Annotated in this window: 23 protein-coding genes and 2 tRNA genes; 15 read left to right on the forward strand and 10 right to left on the reverse strand. The window is 66.8% G+C overall.

The genetic code is table 11. The features are described 5' to 3' along the window. The first annotated feature begins 201 nt into the window (after positions 1-201). Complete coding sequence (locus tag AB0383_RS16645; RefSeq protein WP_366187735.1) at positions 202-363, forward strand: hypothetical protein; 162 nt, start codon at positions 202-204, stop codon at positions 361-363. Positions 364-994: 631 nt separating this feature from the next. Here AB0383_RS16645 and AB0383_RS16650 read toward each other — a convergent pair. Next, positions 995-1,573, reverse strand: a complete 579-nt coding sequence (locus tag AB0383_RS16650) for a hypothetical protein (protein WP_366187736.1) — start codon at positions 1,571-1,573, stop codon at positions 995-997. Between the two features lie 117 nt (positions 1,574-1,690). Here AB0383_RS16650 and AB0383_RS16655 point away from each other — a divergent pair, with 117 nt between their 5' ends. Beyond that, entirely contained in the window at positions 1,691-2,446 is a 756-nt protein-coding gene (locus AB0383_RS16655; RefSeq protein ID WP_366187737.1) for a prepilin peptidase, read from the forward strand. A gap of 2,273 nt (positions 2,447-4,719) precedes the next feature. Then, positions 4,720-4,792 (forward strand) — tRNA-Lys (locus AB0383_RS16660). Positions 4,793-5,215: 423 nt separating this feature from the next. On the opposite strand, the gene AB0383_RS16665 is transcribed toward AB0383_RS16660, so the two are convergent. After that, positions 5,216-5,548 (reverse strand): hypothetical protein, encoded by a 333-nt coding sequence (locus AB0383_RS16665; RefSeq protein WP_366187738.1) that lies wholly within the window; start codon positions 5,546-5,548, stop codon positions 5,216-5,218. Positions 5,549-5,552: 4 nt separating this feature from the next. Here AB0383_RS16665 and AB0383_RS16670 point away from each other — a divergent pair, with 4 nt between their 5' ends. Next, positions 5,553-5,675, forward strand: a complete 123-nt coding sequence (locus tag AB0383_RS16670) for a hypothetical protein (protein ID WP_366187739.1) — start codon at positions 5,553-5,555, stop codon at positions 5,673-5,675. 208 nt (positions 5,676-5,883) lie between these two features. Here AB0383_RS16670 and AB0383_RS16675 read toward each other — a convergent pair whose 3' ends face one another. Further along, positions 5,884-6,342, reverse strand: a complete 459-nt coding sequence (locus AB0383_RS16675; protein WP_366187740.1) for a peptidase inhibitor family I36 protein — start codon at positions 6,340-6,342, stop codon at positions 5,884-5,886. A gap of 477 nt (positions 6,343-6,819) precedes the next feature. On the opposite strand from AB0383_RS16675, the gene AB0383_RS16680 reads away from it, so the two are divergent. Both AB0383_RS16680 and AB0383_RS16685 read left to right on the forward strand, forming a co-directional pair. Continuing rightward, positions 6,820-7,260, forward strand: coding sequence for an SDR family oxidoreductase (locus AB0383_RS16680; RefSeq protein WP_366187741.1), 441 nt, complete (start codon positions 6,820-6,822; stop codon positions 7,258-7,260). A 56-nt stretch (positions 7,261-7,316) separates the two neighbouring features. Further along, positions 7,317-8,393 (forward strand): hypothetical protein, encoded by a 1,077-nt coding sequence (locus tag AB0383_RS16685; RefSeq protein WP_366187742.1) that lies wholly within the window; start codon positions 7,317-7,319, stop codon positions 8,391-8,393. A 60-nt stretch (positions 8,394-8,453) separates the two neighbouring features. On the opposite strand, the gene AB0383_RS16690 is transcribed toward AB0383_RS16685, so the two are convergent. After that, on the reverse strand, positions 8,454-10,730 hold the full coding sequence (locus AB0383_RS16690; protein WP_366187743.1) for a helix-turn-helix domain-containing protein: 2,277 nt from the start codon (positions 10,728-10,730) through the stop codon (positions 8,454-8,456). A gap of 700 nt (positions 10,731-11,430) precedes the next feature. Between AB0383_RS16690 and AB0383_RS16695 the strand changes: the two genes are divergently transcribed. Then, positions 11,431-11,853 carry an Imm1 family immunity protein gene (locus AB0383_RS16695; RefSeq protein WP_366187744.1) on the forward strand — a complete coding sequence of 141 codons (423 nt, stop codon included), beginning with the start codon at positions 11,431-11,433 and terminating at the stop codon, positions 11,851-11,853. Between the two features lie 167 nt (positions 11,854-12,020). On the opposite strand, the gene AB0383_RS16700 is transcribed toward AB0383_RS16695, so the two are convergent. Next, the gene (locus AB0383_RS16700) at positions 12,021-12,248 is read right to left on the reverse strand and encodes a DUF397 domain-containing protein (protein WP_366187745.1); all 228 of its coding nucleotides are present in this window, start codon (positions 12,246-12,248) and stop codon (positions 12,021-12,023) included. Next, positions 12,245-13,102, reverse strand: coding sequence for a helix-turn-helix transcriptional regulator (locus AB0383_RS16705; protein WP_366187746.1), 858 nt, complete (start codon positions 13,100-13,102; stop codon positions 12,245-12,247). The genes AB0383_RS16700 and AB0383_RS16705 overlap by 4 nt, the downstream gene beginning before the upstream one ends. Before the next feature lie 288 nt (positions 13,103-13,390). On the opposite strand from AB0383_RS16705, the gene AB0383_RS16710 reads away from it, so the two are divergent. The 3 genes from AB0383_RS16710 (at position 13,391) to AB0383_RS16720 (ending at position 15,896) form a co-directional block, all read left to right on the forward strand. After that, positions 13,391-13,819: a hypothetical protein gene (locus AB0383_RS16710; protein ID WP_366187747.1), complete on the forward strand. Its 429-nt coding sequence runs from the start codon at positions 13,391-13,393 to the stop codon at positions 13,817-13,819. A gap of 350 nt (positions 13,820-14,169) precedes the next feature. After that, positions 14,170-14,424: a hypothetical protein gene (locus AB0383_RS16715; protein ID WP_366187748.1), complete on the forward strand. Its 255-nt coding sequence runs from the start codon at positions 14,170-14,172 to the stop codon at positions 14,422-14,424. 1,398 nt (positions 14,425-15,822) lie between these two features. Then, a tRNA-Met gene (locus AB0383_RS16720) sits at positions 15,823-15,896 on the forward strand. A gap of 43 nt (positions 15,897-15,939) precedes the next feature. On the opposite strand, the gene AB0383_RS16725 is transcribed toward AB0383_RS16720, so the two are convergent. Then, a complete protein-coding gene (locus tag AB0383_RS16725; protein ID WP_366187749.1) occupies positions 15,940-16,833 on the reverse strand; it encodes a class I SAM-dependent methyltransferase in 894 nt (297 codons plus the stop codon). 374 nt (positions 16,834-17,207) lie between these two features. On the opposite strand from AB0383_RS16725, the gene AB0383_RS16730 reads away from it, so the two are divergent. The 5 genes from AB0383_RS16730 to AB0383_RS16750 all read left to right on the forward strand — a co-directional run bounded on the left by AB0383_RS16730 (position 17,208) and on the right by AB0383_RS16750 (position 20,478). Further along, positions 17,208-17,978, forward strand: coding sequence for a hypothetical protein (locus AB0383_RS16730; RefSeq protein WP_366187750.1), 771 nt, complete (start codon positions 17,208-17,210; stop codon positions 17,976-17,978). 76 nt (positions 17,979-18,054) lie between these two features. Then, positions 18,055-18,255: a hypothetical protein gene (locus tag AB0383_RS16735; protein ID WP_366187751.1), complete on the forward strand. Its 201-nt coding sequence runs from the start codon at positions 18,055-18,057 to the stop codon at positions 18,253-18,255. Between the two features lie 18 nt (positions 18,256-18,273). Next, entirely contained in the window at positions 18,274-18,960 is a 687-nt protein-coding gene (locus tag AB0383_RS16740) for a PIN domain-containing protein (protein ID WP_366187752.1), read from the forward strand. 75 nt (positions 18,961-19,035) lie between these two features. Continuing rightward, a complete protein-coding gene (locus AB0383_RS16745; protein WP_366187753.1) occupies positions 19,036-19,695 on the forward strand; it encodes a hypothetical protein in 660 nt (219 codons plus the stop codon). A 345-nt stretch (positions 19,696-20,040) separates the two neighbouring features. Continuing rightward, positions 20,041-20,478 (forward strand): VOC family protein, encoded by a 438-nt coding sequence (locus AB0383_RS16750; RefSeq protein ID WP_366187754.1) that lies wholly within the window; start codon positions 20,041-20,043, stop codon positions 20,476-20,478. Positions 20,479-21,064: 586 nt separating this feature from the next. Here the strand turns inward: AB0383_RS16750 and AB0383_RS16755 are convergent. The 3 genes from AB0383_RS16755 to AB0383_RS16765 form a co-directional block, all read right to left on the reverse strand. Beyond that, positions 21,065-21,223, reverse strand: a complete 159-nt coding sequence (locus AB0383_RS16755; protein ID WP_366187755.1) for a hypothetical protein — start codon at positions 21,221-21,223, stop codon at positions 21,065-21,067. Positions 21,224-21,257: 34 nt separating this feature from the next. After that, positions 21,258-22,919, reverse strand: coding sequence for a cytochrome c oxidase subunit I (ctaD, locus tag AB0383_RS16760; RefSeq protein ID WP_366187892.1), 1,662 nt, complete (start codon positions 22,917-22,919; stop codon positions 21,258-21,260). A 145-nt stretch (positions 22,920-23,064) separates the two neighbouring features. Beyond that, complete coding sequence (locus tag AB0383_RS16765; protein ID WP_366187756.1) at positions 23,065-23,520, reverse strand: MarR family transcriptional regulator; 456 nt, start codon at positions 23,518-23,520, stop codon at positions 23,065-23,067. Positions 23,521-23,577 lie beyond the last annotated feature (57 nt).

The following is a 23,577-nucleotide window of genomic DNA, read 5'->3' on the forward strand; positions in this document are numbered from 1 at the left end:
CGTTCTCAACCCGTTCCGAGAGCTTGCGCCTCGGCAACCCGGAATGCCGCCGACCCGGTGGTGGTCAAGTCCGGCAACGCCCCCGACGCCCCTGCCCCCGCCCACGTGACCCGCCACGACACCGTCGCCGTCACCGCGAACCGCTCGCCCGGCATCCCGGCCGAGGACCGCTGGTAGGTGTAACCGCAGTCCGGCGACGCCGTGGTCGCGTCACCCGAACCGGAAAACGGTGTTCCCGGCCCGGCACAGGTCACCGTGCTGCCATCGCCCATCGACAACACCACCGATGTCGGCGTCGCGATCGCGGTCACCGACACCGCCGGCACCGCTGCTGTCGCCGACCGCGCCTGCCAAACGCCTTGATCCAGCCACAACCACGTCGGTAACCGCACCAACTGCGTCCCAGACGGGCTCGACCCGATGACCGGACTCGGCAACCGCAGCTGCGACCGAGCCTGCGCCGCCAGCTCCTCCGGCGACGGCACCGCCGCAGCCCCAGGAGCCTGGCCATCAGGAATCCACACCGGAGCCCGATACAACGCATCCCGCGCTCCAGGACCCGAGCAGCGATAGACGTACCACGCGCCACCCGCCGTCCCGGCCTGCGCTGGCACCGCGTGGCCCTGTTCAGCCCACCGCAACGACACGAGACTCACGCCTCCTGCGCCCGAGCGGTAGCTCGCGGTCTTCAGACCCGACGGAGGTTGATAGTCGCTGCGCACGTACGAGCACCGCGCACGATCGTCGCCGATTTTGGTGTCGCCTGGCGGTGCGGAAGGGGCTGATCGTTCGGGCTCATGCGGTGCCCTCGGCGTGCCAGGCCCGGGCGCCGGAGATACATCGCGTCCGCCTTGTCCCGCACCGAGTTCACAACCCGCGTACGCCGCCTGACCACAATTGACGTCTCCGAACCAGTCGCCCGCGAACGCCGACCCTGCGTACGCAAGCATCGCGGAGGAGGTCAACATCACCGCTGTGGCCGCTCGCTTGACGGTCAGCATGATCCGATTCCCGCCACGGCGAACCGAGTCACCCTCCAGGAGCCGTCGACCGCAAGTTTGACCTCGGCGTTGATCAAGTGCTTGCCGCCGGACTCACTGTCGGCCGGCTTGCCCGTGTCGGTCCGGTACTTCAACCAGCCGCGCGCGTCTGAGCAGTCACGGATCATGACGGTCTTCGGTGCGCTCTGCGGTTCCACGGACTGAACAACCGGCACGCTGACAGGGTGCCCCTTGGTGATCAGGCCGTTCGCGTGGTCGGCATACATCTGACGCGACAGCACGGAAAGCGCGTCACCGGTCGTGTGATCGGCCAGCCGCGGCGACTGCCAGTCAGACGTCGCCGCCACCACCGCGACGTCGTCCCACATCGCCAGGTACGCCTTGGTGGCCTTTTGCGAAGCGGCTTCTGCAGGAGACGCGGTTGCGCGACTCGGGGTCGACGCCGGCACGCTTGGCATAGCGGAAGCGGGAGCCGAGGCTCCACCAGATCGGCAAGCGGTCACACTCAGGCCGATCCCGATCACGGTCACCAGCGCAGCCGTGTGCATGCCCTTGCTCGAAAGACGCGTCATCGTTGACCCCCCAGGTCGCCGGCATCGGTTGCCCACAGGTGCACGCGCTCCCCGGATGGAACACGTCGGGCTTGGCATTGGTGCGATGTCGACTTTCCCGTTTTGAACTCGGCACTCGTGAACTCGTCGGTGAAGTTCACCCGATGGGCTGAGGAAACCGACCAGCGCGCCACGTCCGGCCGCCGGCACGTACACCTTGGTCAAGTGAGAACCGAGGTCGTTGCGCAGTTCGCGCAAATCCATGGGTGGTCGATACTCGGCGCCGTCGTCGTTGGTTTCGCTCTGGGAGCAGCAGGAAGCCTGCTCACACGCCGGTTCGTACCGCTTGGCCGCGTTGCAGCCAGGTCTTGGTGGCTGGGAGCACTGATCACGGCCGTTGTGCTGGGCCTCGTGGCCTGGCGAGTGCGCCCCGGCGGCGAACTCGTGGTCGACGGATTCGTGGCCGTGCTGTCGGTGCCGCTCACAATCATCGACTGGTGCGAGCATCGGCTGCCGCGTGCTCTGGTGTGGCCACAGCTGGGCGGTGCTCTGGTCGGGTTCTCGATCTTGTGTGTCGCACGCGACGATGCTGGGCCCGGTGTACGTGCCGTTACCGCCTTCGTCGCGGTCGCCGGGTTGTTCCTTCTCCTGGCGCTGGTGACGGCCGGAGGCGTGGGAGCCGGGGATATCGGCGCGGCGGGAGTGGTCGGGTTGGTAACGGGCTGGATCGGATGGCCGCCGGTCGCCGGGGCGTTGTCGGTGGCATCGCTGCTGGCGCTTGTCCTCGTCGCGGTCCCGGCGGTCAGGCAGCGCACCGCCGAAGGCTCGGTCCTGGTGCCCTTTGGCCCGTGCCTCTACGCCGGCGCCCTCGCGATGGTCGCAGCGGCCGGATAGTGAAGCGACGGCTAGGAGTAACGAGCGGTGGTCGACCGCCCGCGCACCTGCAGTTCGCAGTCCCGCGCCGCCATTACAGATTGCTTGGGCTGGGGTGGCGCAAGATGGGAGGGGCGCCACCCCAGCGGGCGAAGTCGAGCGCAGCCCTGCCGGCCCCCCGACGGGATCGACAACTCGGACAGGTGACTCGATTCGCATGCCTCCACGATGGAGTGCCGAGGTTCGTTTGGGAACGGAGCGCCGAGCACACTGCTGTGACGTTCTTGTGCTAATTTTGTGCCGGACTTGGCAAGGTGAAAATGATTGCCAGCGGCTAGCTCGTCGCGTTCTCCAACGCTGCGGCGCCGGGCTCCGTTCAGCTCGAGCCGGTGGGTCGTCGGTTCGCAAACGACATAGCCGGACGCCAGCAGGCCATCGCATCCCTGCGCCACCCAGGTCGACACCCGCCCGCCCCTGTCGGCGATCAACGCTTCGCCATACCAGTTCAGGAACCCGCGCTCGACCCGACGCAGGACACATCGGGACTGCACATCGACCTCTGGCGACTCGGACATCAGGCCGCCTCGCCAACCACGAGACTCGGCTCGACGTAAGCGTGGACGCCACCGGTCACCGCACCGAACTCGCGTGAAAGCCGCACGCTCACTCGTCTGGCCGTTTCCGTCCCATGTCGGTTATCAGCCTCCGCGCCATGCGGGACAGGACAGGGACCAGGATGGCTTCGAGGCACCGCTTCCCCTTCGTGCGTGTGCCTGTCCAGCCGTGCGTGAACCTCGACCGCGGTTCGCAGCAGCGCGCGCAGCCGGCCAACCTCGTGCGGACGAAGACTCGCGGTGCCCGAAGCGTCGAACGTCAGCTGCGAACCTCGTTCATCGACCGAAACCCACACGCGCGCTCGGCGTCCCGCATGATCACGGCACCGCACCGCCCACCCACGTCGACCAGACTTCCACCCAGCCCTGAGCAGCACGCCAAGAACACCATGCCTGTCCGGTGACTTCCCAACCCGCGCCGGTCGCGCCTGCCCGACGGCACGGCCTGACTCAGACTCGGGCCGAGGTGCGGAACGCACATGCTCCTGGCCCGCCGGGCCGTGGCGTTTGTCTGCATCGACCCTCGGCACGAGGCCCGGGCCGTGCACCGGTTTCACCGTTGAGTTCACGTCGGGCAAGGTCGCCGCGGCGCGGCGACGGTCCGCACGAATCGGCACCACAGGAGTCGCAGCCTTCGGCCCACAGGTGGAGAACCATCGACTGTCCGAGTCGCGCCGATCCGGAAGCGAGGGCCGCGCCGAACGCCGAACCCGCTTCGTCAGAGTTGGCACCGGCCGCGCGAGCCGACTGCCTTTCCCCTGCGGCAGCACGGGAAAACACCATTCGCACGGGCCCAGATCAACGCATGCATTACCAGTCGGGACGCAGGCAACGCCGCACTCAGACAGGCCAAAAGACCGCCCGCCGCCATGCAGCCGATCTTCGTTGCCGGACACGACCTTGTGGAGAACCCGACCGCTCCACAAACCGGGCCACCTGATCTGCTCCTTGCAGACGTCGTCGTTCATCCGCCCGCTCCCGGAGCGGGAGCGGGGAACCCGGCAGCGCTCGGGGATTCGCCGCCAGGCCCGCCGCGGCTGAGGGAAGGGAGCGGCAGGACGGAGCCTCACAACCTCCGGAGATCCTCCGAAGGACCGGGTTCGACGCCCCGCCACTCGCCTGATGTACCCGGGCACCGGCGCGACAGGGCGTCGCCCAGGCGATTCAGGCAAAGGCGAAGCACGCCCAGATACAACAGGCGTATCTACGAGCCCCGGGCAACGGCGGAGCGGAGTCTCCACGTCGCATGTGCCATTTTCGATCACGGCCACCCCCTACACGAATTGCTCGCACATCTTTATCGGATGCCGTGAGCTTCTCGAATTCGAAGTTTCCAACCTGTCGAAATCAATGGAAACATCGTCAACCAACAGAGGGCAATGAACCCATTCAGGCGAAGCTGATTTTCGCACACCGTCATGTCCCTCATTGCACGCCCCGAGGCCTCACCGGCGAAAGAAATCCCAGAGCAGCCGACGACGTTCGAGACGATCAGGCCAGAACTCATTCCCGGGCTCAGCCTGTCACCACTGCCCCAGGCCTCGGGCTCCGCATACACACTCGGCGACCCTCCCAGGACAGTGGGCGGCCGGCGCTGTCGCACCACCTGGCCGACCCGCACGCGAGGCTCACTGAGCCCGAGACCGGAAGGCCTCCAGCCGCCCGGTAAACTAGCGGGGCGGGCCGCTAGCTCAGTTGGTAGAGCAAGGGACTTTTAATCCCTGGGTCCAGGGTTCGAGCCCCTGGCGGCCCACAAGTTTCCCCAGGTCAAGCTGCATATTTTCAGCGTGCCCAGCGAGGCCTTGGCGGTGAGGACGGTCCGGGCGACGTCGCCTGCTGGCCGGGCGGCTGGCTTGGTTGGAACCCAGCACGCTGGCATCTGCTCGAGCGGCCACGGTGGCGGCGGGCGGCGACCTCGTTCCGGTCGTAGAGCCAGCAACACGCGTCGCATCGAACACCATCCGCAGGATCGCAAGGACCGGACTGCAGCCCGTCACGGCTGTCCGACGACGTCGGTCAGCCGGTCGAAAGAAGCGACACGCCGCCGTGGACGCCGGCGAACAAGTCTCCGTACTCGCTTAAGCAGATGCCGGTAGCCGGGTCGTCAGGTGACGCCTGGCCAACGACGGTTCAGATCGAGGAGCTCGGGGTGGCACCGGCGCGCACCGTTCCGTAGTCAAACGGCAGCGTCGAACAGCGATTTGCCGAGGTACTCGCGACGGGACCGGTCGGCCCCGGGAAGTACGAAGTAGTAGCCGCCGAAGGGGAGGGTGTATTTGTCCAGGGCTTGGCCACTGAGGCGCCGCTGAACGGTGGCGAAGCCGCGCTCGAGGTCGTGCTGGAAGCAGGCGAAGATCAGGCCCTCGTCGCGGTCGGTGTCGGCGCGGCGGTAGGAGTAGCCGCGGTGGAGGATTCGGTTGGGCTCGGTGCCGGGGGTTCGGGGGTTGCCCGCCCACGGACGCGACCTGGTGCGGCTGGTGAGTTTCTTCGGTCTCCAGCAGCACACCATCGTGGTGATCGAACCACGCATCCACCACGTGCCCCTGCTGGCGATCCCCCCGGAAGCCAACCGGGTCGCAGCGGAACGCACGCTGATCGCGACCTCGGCCCCGGACACCACCGATTCGCCGCGCTGATCCTGACCGCCAGCGGCGGCACCGGCGAGGAATGAACCCACCCGGCCGGGAGTACCGAGGTGCCCAACCGTGAGCAACTCGCACGCCAGCTCCACGCGCCGAGCCGCCTCGGCCTCCGAATGAGCGTCGCGGCGGGGGTACGAAAGCCAGCCCTGCCCTGCGCTGGTGGCAGCGCAGGGCAGGGCTGTGCTTGCAGAATCGGCCCCTGCTAGAGGCGCTTCACGGACGAGTCGAAATTGTTGCCACCGTAGTAGGTGAAGTTGTACCTGGAGTTCGGCGGATCGCAGTTTCGTCGGCCGGTGTAGTTGTAGCCCTCGTACACGCAGAAGTTCCACGGCGAGCGGTTCCACTGGGAACTTGCCGCCTTGTCCAGGCCTTGGTTGGCGAGGTTCGGTGAGCCGGTCTTGAAGAAGGCCATCGCCCCGGCGCCGTCGTAGCCATCGAAGAGGCAGTAGTAGCCTTGTGGGCAGCGTTCCCAGCCGCCGGCCTGGCCGCTCATGACACCGTCGGTTTTCCCCGAATTGGCGATGGACTTCTGGACCTCGATTCCGGATGCGCTCACCGGCGAGTGCATCGTTGCGGCATGCGCGGGAGCCTGGACGACGATGCTGCCGGCGGCCAACAGCAGCCCGAGCGCGGGCAGGGCAAGCGGGACGGTTTTGGACATGGGTGTTCCCTTCGATGAATTGCAGAGTGCCTGGATTCGAAATGTTGGAGAGACGCTCTATGAGCTCGACGAGCTAATTATTTTTTCCGCGTAGCTATCACCTGAGCGGAGGCAGCGTCGCGGACCGCCTTCCATGACTGACAGGAGTCGCACCACGCGAATCCGGTGGCAGCACCAGGATCGGCCGCCAGGTCGTCAAGGGTGTTCTCGTCTGCGTCGGTGATCGGGCTACGGTGTCCGCATTGCAGCAGGTAGTGTGTCACGCTCCTCCTTTGCCGTTCTTCGGCGATGACTTGTCGCCCACGGGCCAGTGCGCCCGGCTAGAGGTGCCGCGCCGGGTGGCGCCCGACGACACAGGGCGCCACCCGACCGGCGTGCGGATCGACCGGGTGACGCCACGGACATCCGGTGGGGTGCGCGTCACGCGGAGGGGGTTGCCGATTCGCATATGTCCACTGTGGTCATTCACTCGCGCCCGTGGAAGCGGTGTGCGAACACAGCCGTGTCCTGTTTGTGTGCTGGCGTAGTGACGATCGTGGCAAGAAGAAAACCGTTGTCAAAGAACGGCACGTCGCGCGTTCGATCATCAACATCACGTCAACCGGCGCGGTTCGACCGAAAGATCCCTTTGTTCCGTACGCGGTGGCCAAGGCGGGCCTGAACACCTTGACGCAGGCGCACGCGCAGACGTTCGGCCCGATGGGTGTTCGAGTGAACGCCATTCAGTGCGGCCCATTTCGGACACGAATGGCCGCAGCGTGGGATGAGAAGGCTGTTGCCATGCTTGAACGCACTGCCGCCTTGCGCCGGATTGGCGACCCCGAAGAGATCGGGGCCGCAGCGCTGTACCTCGCGACCAGCGACTCGGCGTTCGTGACCGGCACGATCCTTCAGCTCGATGGTGGCGCGACCTTCTGAGCCCCCGACATCCGCTTCGCAGTGTCCCGAGTGGACACGGCAGATAGAATGATCTTGTGAGCGCCGCCGAACAGGTCGCATCTGGGCGACGGACCTTTCGCGACCTCGGGTCGTGGATGGTCTTCGACGCACAGAGCCGCTTGTACGCGATCGGCGATCGCCTGTACGACGGCGTCTCGGTCAACAACTGCGACAACGCGGCCCGAAAGCTGCTGCCACCGCTGATTGCCCTGGCTCGGCGGACCCGCGAGCCCGTCCGCCAGGAGCGCTCGTACGCCCGCAGCACGTTCGAGGTCGTAGTCAAGCCAGTGCTCGGCGGGCGAGACGCAACGCCCATCGCCTTCCTGGCCCGCTACGTCTACCCGGGCGACCCAGCCTCACCGGCACCCTTGGTCGCGGCCTGGGAGTGGGAAGAACCCGCCACTGGTTCCGACGGCTCGCTGCAGCACTGGTGTGGTGCTGACGCGCCCGCGCTCTACGGGGTGACCCCGCCATCGCCAGGCTGGGAGGGCGGGCGCAGCGGGCGCGATCCGTACCGGTTCATGAATTCGATCCTGGTCGAGGACCACCGCATCCCCACCACCGCGGTCATGTCCGACTTCCGTAGTTCGGCCGTCGGCACGCCCCTGATCAGGTACATGGAGCAGCAGCACGCGGCAAGCGGTGAACGACAGGTCATCCGCGCGGTGGGACAGAAGGAGTCCGACCGCCTCTACGCCGGTTTTTCGATGCGGGTCGACCCATCCGCGGCACGCCACGCCGTGGAGCCGCCGCTGCTCCAGCAGCTCAGCGCCTGCGCGGCCCTCATCGAGGACCCGCTGATCATCGTGGACTCGGTCCTCGGGGCGGTCGTGATGACCAGCCTGGACTACCCGGCCGAACAGTCGCCGATACCCGACACCAGCAAGCTCGCCGAGCTGCTGACACCAGAGGACGTCCCCGCCGTGCTCGAGCTCGTCCGCGACGCCGCAGCTCATCCGGCGAGCCGGCTGCCGGTGGTGGCCGCCCGCGTCAGGACAGCGGACGGCTCGGTGTGGCCGGTGCGCATCCACGCGGTGGGCATCAGCGCCGGCACCACGCCGACCGGTCAATTCGTCATGTGCCGCCTCGAACCTGGCGGCGACCAGCCTTAGGGACCGAGCGGTCGTCGTCCTGCTCACAGCAAGGGCGACGACCTCTCGGCCATCTGGTGGTCAAGACGGTGGCGCGTCCGGGGTGTTCAGGACCGCGTTGAGCGACGCGATCTGCGCTTGGATGTCGAACGCGCGCGGGTCGTGCAGCGTCTCGAGGATCTCGGCGGCCTCGCGATACGCCTCGCGGGCGTTGCGGTCGTGGCCGAGCTTGCTCAGGACGTCGGCCCGTAAGGTCAGCGTGTCGGCTTCGGCCCAGCGCTCGCGGCTCGTCCGCCGCAGTTCGAGAGCTTTGTCCAGATGTGTCAGCGCCGGCCGGTAGGACCCGTGCTGCATCAGCAGCAACCCGAGCTGGTGGTGGGCCAAGCTGATCGCGCTCTTCGTGCCAGACCGCTCCGCCAGCTCGAGGGCGTCGTAAGCCGTCTCCGCCGCCTTCTCGTCCTCCCCGAGCTGCTGCTGTTCGCCGGCGAGCATCGCCTTCGACACGGCGACGCCCAAGTCGAGGCCGGCCTCGGAGAAGAGCTGTTCGGCGCGCGCATACAACTCGCGGGCGTCGTCAGCGTGTCGAAGAGACGCGTGCGCGGAGGCAAGCGCGAACGCCGTCCAAGCCTCCAGGAGGCCGTCCCGGTCATCGGCCCCGAGTTCTCCCTGCAACCGCAGCCCCGTCTGGAGCAGCAGGATCGCGTCCTCGGTGTGGCCCACTTCGTGCCGGACCCAGCCCAGGCTCAACATGCTCCGCGCATGTCCGGCGCGGCTGTTGATTCGCAGGGCTGCCGCGCGTCCGTCCACCGCTGCCGTGAGCCAGGAGCGCCAGTTCTTGGTGATGTAGAAGTACGGGAGCAACATGGCCGGTAGCTTCCAGCCGAGATCGCCGGCAGCGACGCTGCGCGCGACCCCCAGGATGGCATCGGCCTCGGTTTCGAACCATATCAGCGCCGCGTCGTAATCCTTTGGCCCGAACGACAACGGCACGATGTCGTCGACCGGACCGGGGGTGAGCCCGACGCCGGCCCAGTTCGGTGCGAGAGCGTTGCTGGCCGCGTGGGTGGTCTCGGCGTACCAATGCATCAGCCGCGTGTGTGCCCGCGCGAGCTCGCGAGGCGGTTCGTCGGCGCCGGCTCGCTCGTGAGCGTAGGCGCGCAGCAGGTGGTTCATGCGCATGCGGCCGTGCTCAGCGAGTTCGACGAGGTGTGCGCGATGCAGGACATCGAGCGCCCGGCCGGCGTCGGCAACGGAGATCTCGCCCAGGGCCGCGGCGGATTCCGCGCTGATCACAGTGGTCGGGCTGGTGCCGAGCAGCCGGAAAATGCGCGCCGGTTGTGACGGAAGGGCCAGGTATGACACGTCCAGCACGGCGTGAATGTTGACGGCCGCGTCACGCGAGGAGAACAGTGCCAGCCGTTCCGGCATGGTGCTGAGCTGCTCGGCGACGTGGTGGAGGCTGTGTCCGCCGTGCTTCGCGTACTCGGCGGCGATGCGGATCGCCATCGGCAGCCGCCCGGCACACCGCACGACCTTCTCCGCGGCACGAAGGTCGGCGTTCACCCGCGCTTCCCCCACCCTGCGCCGCAACAAGGTCATCGCCTCGTCGATCGTCAACGCCGGCAGCTCGATCTGTACCGCGCCGGTGTGGGTCAGCAAGTCCCCTTGGTGCTCGCGGCTGGTCACGATGAGCACGCTGCCCGCACCCGGCAGCAGTGGCCGGACCTGCGCGTAGTCGGAAACGTTGTCGAGGATCACGATCGCCGGGCGGCTCGACAACCGGGAGCGATACCGGGCCGCGCGTTCGTCGACCGTCCCCGTGAGCTCGGAGCCAGGGGCTCCCAGCGCACGCAGGAAGCCGCCGAGCACTGCCCCGGGTTCTGCCGGCCTACCGGCCGCCAGCCCGTGCAAGTCGACGAACAAGCAGCCGCCCGGATATCGCTCCTGGACCTGTGACGCCCACTGAATCGCCAGTTCCGTCTTGCCCGCCCAAAAGCCTCCTTCGATGAGCACGGTGACCGCGGTCCCGTCCTCGTCCCGGGCTGCCACGGCATCATCCAGCTGACGGAGATACCCCCGGCGGCCAGTGAAGTCCGATGCCGGAGGCGGCAGCTGCATCGGACGAACGTGGTCACCGCCGAGCCGCTGCTCACTGGCGATCCGCACCAGTTCACCGTCGGCACCCAGCACGTCATCCAACCTGCTCACCACAGCCGGCCGACGGTCCCGATGACCGTTGAACACCTTGGAGACGTAACTTTCGCTGTAACCTGCCTCGCTCGCGATCTCCTTGAGCGTCAGGCCTTTCTCTCGACATAACCTCCGCGCGGCCAGCGCGAACACACTCTCATCCCTCATCGGTTGCCTCCCCAGCAACAGCGCGTTCCGGTCACCAGAACCCCACAGGAGCGCCGCGCCAGCGCATGATGTTTCGAACGGGTGTTCCGACGATCAATCGATGTGATCAACGAGCGCCGCGGCGATTACCGAGCGCAGATTTGAGAATGTGATTCACATCTAGATCGCGACCGAGCATGAAGGAACTTCATCACCGATCTCCCCTCACCCTGAAGACCGTGTCGTCAGCCAGCGGGCCAGGCTCAGCCACGCGGCCACCCTCCCCATGAGGCGACGTGATCAGCAGTGCTACATAAATACCTTGATCAACTTCATGGCAACAACGCCCCCGAGGAGCATTAACTCGTTCGGGTGATAAACGTCATGGGGGCGGCCAGCCGTACTGAGTAGATGACCCAAGACGGCGTACGTGGAAATACGTAGTCCATCGAACGCCAGTTTCGAGAACCAGATCAAGAGGTATCGGACATGGTCCGACCTCGAATGGCCGCAGCCTTCTGACGGTCGGCAACTCACAGTCATGGAGCGCCACGTGTACCTCCGCTACCGCATTGGCACTACGAGCCCGAGGCCCGGCCCCCGCTACCGGCAAGGGCCGGTCGAGTTGTGACGATCTGCTGGGCGTGGTGCCGCCGCAGGGCAGCACACTGACGGTCTACGGGACGGGCGGCTTCAAGACGGTGTACAGGGGAGGCAAGCGGTGGTGACGTTCGATGCGTGGTACGACCCGGGTCAGGGGAACCCGCTCCCGTTGAGCACGCCGGCTCAGGTGGATGAGCTGCTGGACCGGATGGTGGCCGAGTCCGAATCGCCGGAAGTCGAGGTGGGCCTCGTGGCCCAGATCGATAGCACGCGCGAGGGTGGCTGGTCGGTTCTCCAGTTTGGCGTGCGTGCGGCGAAGAGCGGCTTCGTCGGCTACATGGGCAAGGACGAGGCAAGCGCCATCAGCGACAGCGGCGCGACGCCGCCGGAACCCGTGGCCTACGACTACCAGTCCCATGAGCGAGAGGTGCCGAGCAACGCGGAGGTCTCGTGGCCCACGGTGCGCCAAGCGGTCCACGACTACGTGGCTTCGGGCGGTGCTCGGCCTGCCGGGGTGCGCTGGCGAGAGGTCTCCTACTAGGCCGTCAGCGGTTGCGGTCGGCCTTCCATCCGCCGGGCGTGGTGCGCGCAGTGTGCCGATTGTCGTAGGGCGTACAAAGTGGACGGAGCCCACTAAGCTCCAACAACAAGGGACGGGCCCCTGGCGTGGTTTCGACGCCAGGAACCCCTCCCGTCTTGTTGTGCTGCTTACTCGGCAGGGGAAACCTGAACCTTCGAGACGGAGGCCAGGAAGCCTCGCCATCCCGTGGCCGGCAGCGTGAACGCGCCGCCCGCCGGATCCTTGCTGTCGCGAACGAAGGCACCGGCTCCGTTGGGGTCGAACGCCACCTCGACGCAGTCGGTCTTGTCTGTGTCGTTGCCTGAGTAGCTGCTCTTGCGCCATGTCAGCGGAGCGTCAGGCATCTTGTCACTCATGACTTTTCAAGTACCTCTATCTGTTGGCGGATGAATTCAATCGACTTGTCGGGCGACAAGGCGATTCGTGCTGCGCGATCAAACAACTCGGCAAACCGCTGCACGTCTTCGGGATTATCCACAAGGTGGGAGTCCGCCAGTGACTCGAAGTAGACCCAGCTCGGCTCGCTGTTGTCGTAGTCGACGACGGTCATGCCGCCCGCGCCGCACCCGTAGTCTCCCGCCTCTTTCGGGACAATCTGGACGGTCACGTTCTCCCAGTTCTCGGCCACGTCGGCGAGGTGGTGAAGCTCGTCCAGCAACACCTCGGCGCCGCCAACCTGGCGGGTCACGGCGATCTCGTCCATGATCACGTGGTAGATCAGCGGCTTCGGGTCTGTCGGGTCGATCCGCTTCTGGCGTTTATTGCGCACGCCGAAGTGCTTGGGCTGAGCGGACTCCGGGTCGGCGAGAGTCGCCCTGAGTGCCTGCATGTACTTGTCATTCTGGAGCAGGCCGGGCACGAGGCCGCCGCCAACCTGGCGCATGCGCCATGCGACGCCAGTCTCGTAGACCAGGCGTCGGAACGCTGATGGCGTGCCCGAGGGAAGACGTACGGGCTTCGGCTCGCTCTTTGCGGCTTCGTACAGCTCGCGCACGCGCTCTGCCTGTTCGTCGGTCGCGCCGTAGAGGTTGGTCAGCATGACGACGACGGGCCACTTCGGCTTGAGCCTGCCGCCCTCGTAGCGACTGATCGTGCCCTTGTCCTGGTCGAGGTGGGCTGCGACCTCCTCAAGCGTCTTCTTGCAGGCGTCGCGCAGTTCGCGCAGGTAGCCACCAAGTCGACGCGAGCCTTGAGTCACGAGTTCGGCCATGTTCGGGAGCATATCGCCTCTTCAATTCAACGCCTTTGCGTTATTTAGTGTTGCTACCGGCGTGTGGCGCAGTCTAGTGTTGCGCGCGTTGGTCCAGTGACAACCAGTAGGCGGAGAACTCGGCAAACCGCTCATGCCCTGGTTGAGGACCAGCCGACGGCAGGTGGGGGCACTGAACTCTGCGTCAGCACCCCTACCTGCCCGGACCGACGACGACGAGCCGCTGGGGACCGTGTGCGACCTGGCGCTGAGGGGTTGATTCGCATGAGGGCAGGGTTCTGGGACGCAGTGCGCGAGGGCGATCCGGCGATCATCACGGTCGGCGTGATCCTGTTGCTGCTGGTCGCGGCGAGCGTGTACCTGCTGCGGGCACGGCGGCCGATCACCCCGAAGCCCGACCGCCTCACCGTGGACGTGCTGAAGGCGCGTTTGGCGAAGGAAGCCGAACACATTCAGTCGAAGATCCGCGACGCTCGCGAGGCGGAATTCGCGCGGCTTGCGGAGGCAACCGCCAGGCGCAACCTCGTCGACGAGGACACACAGGTCATGGACCGGATCCCTCCGGCCACGCCGGAGGAGCAAACCGTGGAGTTCCCCGCGGTCCCGGCGAATGCGGTGCCACAGCAGCAGACGCGGCTGTCACGCAAGCGGCGGCGGCCCTACGCCGGACTGACACCGCGTCCCCGGCCGACGCCGAGACCGGCGACCCTGGCATGAGCGTCTTTGTCTTCGGTTCCCGTCAGCACGCCCCGACGTGTCGTCAACACGGCGAGCATCCGCCGGTGCTCTGCGGGTGCACCGTCCTGGACGTGCCGGCGAAGCCGGACGCGCTCATCGACTTCGAGGACACCCGGCTCGGCCGGGCCTTCTCCGATCTTCTCCGCTCATTTCAACCTCCACCCCACCCGCCTCGGTCCGGCTAGAGCAACCCCGCGCCCGCTCGCCGCACCGATATGCCTGCCCCCGGCCTGGCACCCCTTTCCGGCCCGCCGGGGGCAGGCCCCCGATCTCCGGCCCCGTTTCCTCCTTGCGCGGGGCCGAACCAAACTCAACTGGAGCAGAATCCCATGCAGGACAAGGGAAGGCCGACGCGCGCCGACATCGCCGCCGCCGTGCCCGAGTGGACCAAGTACACCGGCCCGGCCGGGTTGAAGGGCGAGTACGGGGAGACGGCGGACCTCGGCGGGCCGCTGTGGATTACCCGCGTACCGAGCAAAGAGCGCGAGGGCGGCTACGCCTACACGATCTACGACGCCGCAGCCTGGCAGGCCTTCTCCGCGGCGCTGACTCGCGCCTCCGGCTGGGAGCTGCTCCATGCCTAGCCCTCTGCACCAGGAGGACGACCCGGCCGAGGTCGTGAAGGCCATCAAGCGCGGCAACGCGGCCATTTACCCCTGGGAGTGGGTACCGGAGGACGTCAGCCCGCGCGACGGGGAGAGGCAGATGGTCAACTACGGCACGCTCCTCGGAGTTGAGATCGAGGTCTTCCACGTCGACCGATTCAGGCTCTCCTTCGCGGTGAACCCCGTGACGGCTCCGACGCGGGAGCACATGGCGTTGGCGATGGCCGAGCTGAGTCACTACCGCGACGGCAACCCGAGCTGGTGGTCAGATGGCTTCGCGGCGAATCGGCGCCTCGACAGCCCGCCCACTTTTCTGTCACGCGTACGGGCTCGCACGCGTGTCTTGCGCAGGCCCCAGGCGTCGCTCCTGGGGCCTGCTGAGGTGCCCTGCGTCCGCGAAACGTCAGGGCACCAGTCTGGGGACGGGCTGCGTGAGCAGCAGCGCTTGTTCGGTGGGCATCGGCTTGTCGGTGCGCCGGATCACGCATGGCGGTGCGGCATCCCGAGCGAACAAGGACACGACCTCACCTTCGGGACACCGACGACGATGAACCATTCCCCCAGCACCCCCGCCGCTCGGCGCCGTCGCCGCCGGTTACCCCCACCGGACTGGCCGTCCGCTACGAGGCCGGGGAATCCCTCCAGGCTCTTGCTCGCGGCTACCGGATGTCCGCGGCGACCGTCCGCGCGCTACTGATCGACGCCGGGGTCCAGATCCGCCCGCCTGGTCGCAGAAGACGCACCGAACCGGCGCTCGCCGAGATAGCGGACGCCGCGATCAGTCACCCGACACATGCCGCAACCTCGGAACCGGCCACCGTCCATCCGCTGCCATCGCCGCCCCCAGCGCAGCGGAGACCCATCGCCAGGCCAATCAGACGATCTGGCCCTCGTTCGTCCTCGGGCCGCCATTCATGCCCAGGACGCCACAGCCAGTCGCGACAGCCATACCGGGCCAGCCGTGCATCGGGTTCAACACGCCGCACCTCGCACACGTGATCAGCGAGAAACCGGTGCCGACCAGGGCCGGCGAACACACCGCCGCGCTAACCCGGTGCGGACGCGTCGGCCTCGTCGACGCTCCCATCCCACCAAACACTCAGCCCTGCAAGGCATGCCACCCACGCGCCACCACCACGCAGTGACCACTGCGTCCGAAGGACTGGCCCCAGGCCGGAGCCACAGCATGCCCCTCCCACCCGCGACCGCAGACTCTCCTCTCGGCTAGCCCGCTCGCGCACCTCCTCCAGCGGCGTGCGGATCGGCTCGATCGGGTGCAGCGACCAACCCGCCACCGCCCCGGACCGGAGACCGCGGCCGACCTGGACGACTGGGTCCGCCGCCACCACACGCCCCGTGTAGCCTCTCAACACACGACGCGGGGTGGAGCAGCTCGGTAGCTCGCTGGGCTCATAACCCAGAGGTCGCAGGTTCAAATCCTGTCCCCGCTACTGCGAAAAGCCCGGTTTGCACATGGTGCAGACCGGGCCTTGGTCATTGGCGGATCTGTGGCGGATCCGCCAACTTTGTGAGACTGGTGCCTGAACCAGGCGACACGGCGTTCATCACGGTGGCGAGCTCTGTGGCCACGCCAGCCGGCCGGGAGATGTACAGCTGGGCGTACAGCCACCCGTCGGTCTCCAGGCCCTCCGGGTCCACACCCTCGCTCGAGAGCCTGTCCAGGATCTGAGTCTGCTCCTCCGCCGAGGCGAACCTCCGCTGCCGGAACACGCCGTCGACGCCGGCGCTCTGGTAGCCCAGCTCGGCCAGGCGTGCCGCGACCGGGTCGTAGGAGAACATCCGCAGCACGAAATGCGCCATCCACGGCCGTGACCTGTGCGCGATCCGGGCGATGGTCTTGTCCGTGACGTACCCGACGCAGCCGGTTGAGATGACGAGATCGACGCCGCCCAGCAGGTCCTGTTGCTCCGGCGTCGGATCGTCCCGCTCAAGGTCCGCGTGGATCGCGGCGTCGATGAAGCCGGCCGATTGCGCATAGGCCAGCGCCGGACCCGAGTTGTCGAGACCGATGAAACGGATGTCTTCGGTACCCGCGTGCGAGCGGACCCACCCACGGTCGGCCGCGAGCAGTGCTTCGTGGTCGAGGGCGAGCACATCCGGGCCCGTGTAGTAGTCGTAGAGCTGGTCCATCGTCACGTCGCACCGTTGCAGGACCGCGTTGACGCCATACGAGCAGCCGACGTCGAGCACGGTCGGTGCCGCGACGCCGCGTTCGGCGCGGTATTCCTCGATCAGCTTGCTGAAGTAGGGCTTGGCCAGCTGTGGAATGAGGTAGTCGACCCGGCCCAGCGTGCCGAAGAAGGCACGCGGATCGGGCTCGGCATAGATATGGTCGAAGGAGATCTTGCCGGTCGAGTCGAGGGGCACCCCGGTCTCCCTACTAGACGGTATGGCGTGACTGCCTCGGATGAGACGGTCGCGGGCTGGGCTCGCTCACGCATGTTCGGGTTGCTGGGCAGCGGCTGACGGCTCGGCCTGAGCGTACGAGTGTGGGCCTCGATGTCCATGCCCGCTCGGTCGCGGCTGCGGCGATTGATGGTGTGCGAGGCGGGCGCGGCGGCTGACGCCGTCGCATGATCACATCCGGTCTACGAAATTGGCCTTTGTAGCCAAGTTTCCGCACAAAGACTTGGCTACCGATATCACAGGTTATCGGTAGTGTCGGCGCTCGCACGCCGCCATGCGAGTGGTTGTCATCAAATTTATGACATTTGGCTGATCGTCATGGTTTAGTTGACATCATGACGTTGACGGAACTGGAGCCGGACGACGCGGCTCCCTACACCGACGCGACCCGAGCGCGGATGGCGCTCGCGGCCGCCGCGCAGGAGCTGGCCGACTCGGCCCGGTCCTTCGTCCCGATCCACCCGGGCAGCCTGCGCTCCAGCGGCGGCAGTGACGTCGACGCGGTGGACATCGAGGACGCTGTCCGGCTGGTCGCACGTGCCGAGGAGGTCCTCGAGTGCATGGTGGTGTTCGCGGTGATCTCGGGGGCCACCTGGGATGTGGTCGGCGACGGGCTCGGCACCGCGAGGCAGAACGCGAACAAGAAGTACAAGGGGGCGGTCGCACGCTTCCGTGAGGCGCTCGCGCAGCCGATGGCCCTCAAGCCCGACGGCACCGAATACCTGCGCCTGGCGGACGCCGCGCACGAGCCGGAGGTCTGGGCCAGCCGGCTCGACGCGTGGGTGGAACGGCATCACGAACCGCACGAGTTCCGCATCGCGGCTCGTCCGGTGTCCGACGGGCTGGCGCGCCTGCATCCGCAGCTGGAGCTGATGCGTCTGCAGGCTCGGCGCCGGGAATTGACCGACGAGCACCTCGTGCCCCCGGCCGAGGAGATCCTGCCGATCGCCGAGCGTGAACTGGCGCTGTGGAAGCAGATGGGGAAAGCCGGACACGACGTGGCCGAGTCGGTCGAGCGGATGCAGCGGCAGATCACCGAGCTGCGCGCCACCCTCCCGCCGGCGCCAGCCGGCGATCCGGACGCCGCGGGAGGCACCAGCACGTAAGCGCCGGCGACACCACCCGATCGCTGGCCTGGCCGGCAGCCACGACGCCGTCCGTCGCAATCCGAGAGGAAACACCGTGCCCAGATCGACGACCAACCCCCGAATCCCCGAGCCCTACGCGAAGCGTCTGCTGAGCGAGCTGGACGAGATCCACACCGCGTACTCCGCGGTGCTGTCCTCGTCGCAAATCATCAACGTCCATCCGGGTCGTGACAACCGCAACAGCGGCATGGTCTTCATCGGCTACGCGACGTGGGGATGGGCACCGAGTTCGTAAGGCCTCGAGGCGGACCGGATGACGCTGCTGCGCCGAGTTCGTGACTGGGAACCGCGGTTCCGGCTGCTGTTTCCTCACCCCACGCCGTCGGTGAGCGAGCGACTCGAGGAGAACATCGGGCTCTTGGAATCGTGGCTGGTCCGGGCAGGTGGAGAGCGAGACGTGCCCTCCACCGTGGAGCAGGCGAGGCAGCAGCTCGGTGAGGTCGTGGCGGACCTTCGCGGCCTGCTTGGCCTCCTGCCACCCGACGAGTACGCCACCCGACTCACCGTCGACACCAACACGCTCATTGACAACCCGGATCTGACCGTGCACGTCGGCACGCTCGGCACCAAGTACATGGTCCACCTCCTTCCCGTCGTGCTCCGGGAAATCGACGACCTCAAGCGCGGGGGCAGGACTCAGGACCTGCGCGATGCAGCCAAACGAGCCGAGAAAAGGCTCAAGGGCTTGCGAACGAACGGCGACGTTCGTACCGGCGTGCGCGTGGCAGGCGAGGTGTGGGCAGTGTTCGAGCACATCGAGCCGCACAGCGACCGACTCCCGTCCTGGCTCGACCTCACCGTGCCCGACGACCGCTTCGTCGCCTCCACCCTGCTCCTGCAGTCAGATCACCCGGGATCCGCGCTCTACGTCGCAACCGGCGACATCAACATGCAAACCAAGCTCGCAGCCGTCGGCGTGCCGTTCGTCGAACTGCCCTGAGCACGCGATCACGTGTTCCGGTCCACCGAGCAGAACGGTCGTGCTACGCCCTCAGCACAGAAAGGTCCCTTGACCATGAGCTCCTACGACGACACGCCCCGCCGCAGCAGCCTGCCCGCCGCTCTCGACAACGCACTGGCCCGCCAGTTCCCCGACGACACCCTGGACTCCTACGCCTCCCAGCAGGCGCTGGAGGTGCTGGACCGTGTGCTGCCCCATGTCGAGGACGTCGGCGACGTGATCCACACGCTGTTCCCCTACGACGGCCCGCACTCGGCGGACACCGTCGCCGATGCCGCCCGGGCGATGGCGAAGATCGGCCGCTACCTCAACAACGCCACCCAGCGCGAGCGCACGCTGCCCTACGGCAGCTCGATCGGCACGGTCATCGGCAACGTCAAGGCCACTCTGTTCCAACTGGACCAGCTGCTCGACCAGCTCGCCTCGGCCGCGCTGCACCTGGCCGAGGACCCCGCCCTCTACTCCGACCAGGTCCCCTACGACGCGGACATCCCCCGCGCCAAGTGGATGGCCGCCCGCCACGACGCCGACGTCACCACCGCGATGCAGGTCGCCGACGAGCTGCACCAGATCCGCCCAGGCCTCGTCACCTGGGACAGCCAGGGATACCTCCCCGTCGGCGGGATCGCCCACCAGCTCGAGCACCCGCACGCCCTGGCCAACCAGCTCAGCCACAACGAGGACGAGGTCGCCGACGAGACCAAGGACGCATGAGCACCCCGGCCACGCTCTTGCGTACGTCAAGGAACCTTGGCCACCGGTCCCGATACGCAGTTGCCGTTTGTCCCCCCATAGCCCTGTCCCCCTCATTGAGCGGCGAAGCGCAACACGGAGCGCGAGGTTAGCGCGCCCAAACGCCTCAGGCCCCGAGCTTCTTGGCTCACCGACGTCGACGAGGTCGTGCGCTCAGGGGACGAGCGCGAGCGGATGGCGTTGCGCAACACAGCTAGGGCGTCTTGTGCGATTGCTAGCTGCCGCCACCGGCTACCGCGCCGGCTTGTCAATCGAGTCCCGGCTCGCCACCGGAGCTGATCGGCCCGGCTCAGTAGCATCCAGCACATGACCATCAAACTTGAGAACGTCGGCATCGCCGTTCGCGACCTCGAAGCAGCGATCGCCTTTTTCACCGACCTCGGTCTCACGGTTGTCGAGCGTGCCACGGTCAGTGGTGAGTGGACCGAGACTGCTGTCGGCCTTGATGGGAACCACGCCAACATTGCGATGCTTCAGACGCCAGACGGTCACGGTCGCCTTGAGCTCTTCGAGTACATCCACCCCGAAGCGATCGAGACGGATCCCACTCGTCCCAACGAGATCGGCATGCACCGTGTCGCCTTCTCGGTCGAGGACATCGACGAAGCCCTTGAGATAGCCGCGAAGCACGGATGCCGTCCGCTTCGCGGCGTGGCCACCTATGAGGACATCTACAAGCTCACCTACCTCCGCGGTCCCAGCGGCATCATCGTGATGCTCGCCGAGGAGCTGAAGAAGAACTGACGTCCGATCGGCACACCTAGGATGTGTTGCCAACGCCCTCAGGGCTGAAAGTCCGTCCAGTACGCCATCACATATCGCGCCGTCGACGGCGTGCGGGAGTGCCTGCCCGCCGACTTCTCCCACGCCGACCTGCTGGTCTCCTACACCCGCACGTCACTCGGCGACTTCTACGGTGGCTGATAGCTGTAAAGCATGCTCAGTGACGTAGACATCAGAGCAACATGATCATTGCGTCGCATTCCCTTCAGGCCTCGTACCTGATCAACGACCTGCACTACGACGGAACCAAGTACCGGCCCGAGGCCCCCGGCCAGCATCACCGGCCCGAGGCCCCCGGCCAGCATCAGCGGCGACCCCCACGGCGCCGCGTACGTCGGAGACATCCCCGGACCGGCATGGCCACCAGTGGCCGGGTCTACCCCCATGGGCGGATAGCACCAACCCGCATCGACGCGTGGCTCCGCGCCGAAGCACATCCCACAGCGGAAGCCTAATCACCGCTGGTCAGGCATATCCGCCCGCCCGATTTTTCGCGGATGCTACGGCGACCCCTGCACGGTCCGGCGGCGCGCCTTCGGCGCTTGGACTACAGGTCGAGCTTGCTCAGGGCGTTGTTGGTCCAGCGGTCGACGACGCGGAAGTACAGCTGACGAGCCTGGGCCAGGATCGTGCGGTTGCTGCCATGGTGTCTCCCCTTGGTCCTTTTGTCCGGCCCACCGGCTACCCCACGAGCAGGCGTGTACACCTTCGCGAATCCACCGGCGCATGCGCAGGACGGTTCACCGCGCGGTTTCCCGGCTCTTGCGGCGCACGTACCGCTCCTCGCGCATGCGCTCCGCCATCGCGGGGTAGTGCAGTTCGAACGCCGGACGCTCGGACCGGATGCGCGGCAGCTCGTGGAAGTTGTGCCGCGGCGGTGGGCACGTCGTGGCCCACTCCAGGGAATTGCCGTAGCCCCAGGGATCGTCCACGACGACGACCTCGCCGAAGCGGTAGCTCTTCACGACGTTCCAGACGAACGGCAGCATCGACGCGCCGAGCACGAACGAGCCGATGGTCGAGACGGTGTTGAGCGCGGTGAAGCCGTCGGAGGACAGGTAGTCGGCGTACCGGCGCGGCATGCCTTCGGCGCCCAGCCAATGCTGCACCAGGAACGTCAGGTGGAACCCGATGAACGTCAGCCAGAACTGCCACCGGCCCAGTCGCTCGTCGAGCATGCGGCCGGTCATCTTCGGGAACCAGAAGTAGATCCCGGCGAACGTGGCGAACACGATCGTGCCGAACAGCACGTAGTGGAAGTGGGCCACGACGAAGTAGCTGTCGTGCACCTGGAAGTCGAGCGGTGGTGACGCGAGGATCACCCCGGTGAGACCGCCCAGCAGGAACGTCACCATGAACCCGACCGACCACAACATCGGCGTCTCGAAACTGAGCGTGCCCTTCCACATCGTGCCGATCCAGTTGAAGAACTTGATGCCCGTCGGCACGGCGATCAGGAACGTGAGGATCGAGAAGAACGGCAGCAGCACCGCGCCCGTGGCGAACATGTGGTGCGCCCACACGGTCGCCGACAGCGCGGTGATGCCGATGGTCGCGAACACCATCAGCCGGTAGCCGTAGAGCGGTTTGCGGCTGAAGACGGGGATGATCTCCGTGACGATCCCGAAGAACGGCAGTGCGACGATGTAGACCTCCGGGTGGCCGAAGAACCAGAACAGGTGCTGCCACAGGATCGCGCCGCCGTTGGCCGGGTCGAACACGTGCGCACCGAGCCGCCGGTCGGCCTCCAGCCCGAACAGCGCGGCCGTGAGGATGGGGAACGCGAGCAGGATGAGGATCGCGGTGAACAGGATGTTCCAGGTGAACAGCGGCATCCGCCACATCGTCATCCCGGGCGCGCGCAGGCACACGATGGTCGTGGTCATGTTCACCGCGCCGAGGATGGTGCCCAGCCCCGAAACGATGAGCCCCATGATCCACAGGTCGCCGCCGATGCCCGGCGAGTGCACCGCGTTCGACAGCGGCGTGTAGGCCGTCCAGCCGAAGTCGGGCGCGCCACCCGGCGTGAGGAACGCGCTGAGCACGATCAGCCCGCCGAAAAGGAAGAGCCAGTAGGAGAACGCGTTCAATCGCGGGAACGCCACGTCGGGCGCTCCGATCTGCAGCGGCAGGATGAAGTTGGCGAACCCGAACACGATCGGGGTGGCGTAGAGCAGCAGCATGATCGTGCCGTGCATGGTGAACAGCTGGTTGTACTGCTCCTGCGACAGGAACTGCAGCCCGGGACGGGCCAGCTCCGAACGCATCAGCAACGCCATCGCGCCGCCGGCCATGAAGAACGCCGTCGCAGTGACGAGGTAGAGCACGCCTATCTTCTTGGGATCGGTTGTGCGCAGCAACGCCAGGAACACCGAGCCGCGAGGCGTGCGCCTCGGGCTCAGCCTGACGGGTTCCCGCCGGACGCTCGTCTTCGTCTCGGTCACCGTCGGCCTCCCACTCTGGACGCGCTGGACGAGCGCCGATTACCCCGGTGCGTGCCCGGATATACCCGCGGCCGGTGAAGAACCTCGCCGGTTCTGTCGTCGATCATTTGCTCGGCGCAACCGTTTCGAATCCGGCGGCGGCGTCGGTGAAAAGCCCCAGCGCGACGACCATCGCCGAACGCTGCTCCGGTTCCAGGCGGCTCAGCACCAGATCCAGCACGCGGCGGCGCTCCTCGTCGACGCGGTCGACGAGCTGGCGCCCTTTCGCCGTCGGCGCGAGGAGGATCTCGCGCTTGTTCAGCGGGTTCTGGGCTTTCTGGAGCAAACCGAGAGAAACCAGCCGGTCACACGCCCGGGTGACCGTCGACGGGTTCATCGTCAGCTCGTCCGCGACCCGGCCCATCGTGACCGGCGTGCGGTCGGCCGTCACGCGCAGCGCGCGGAACTGCGTGAGTGTCAGCTGCCCGGTCGCGTGCTCGACGCTGGAGTCCGCGATCGTCACCATCGCGCGCAGGGCGGCGAGCGCGACGGCGGAATCGGGCGCAGAATTTTGCGTCACGCAAGCATGGTAGGCCCGGAAAGCGGGTACAGCGACTTCAGAGGCGTAAAAGACGCG

The organism is Amycolatopsis sp. NPDC051373 (assembly GCF_040689465.1).
Classification (GTDB): Bacteria; Actinomycetota; Actinomycetes; order Mycobacteriales; family Pseudonocardiaceae; genus Amycolatopsis.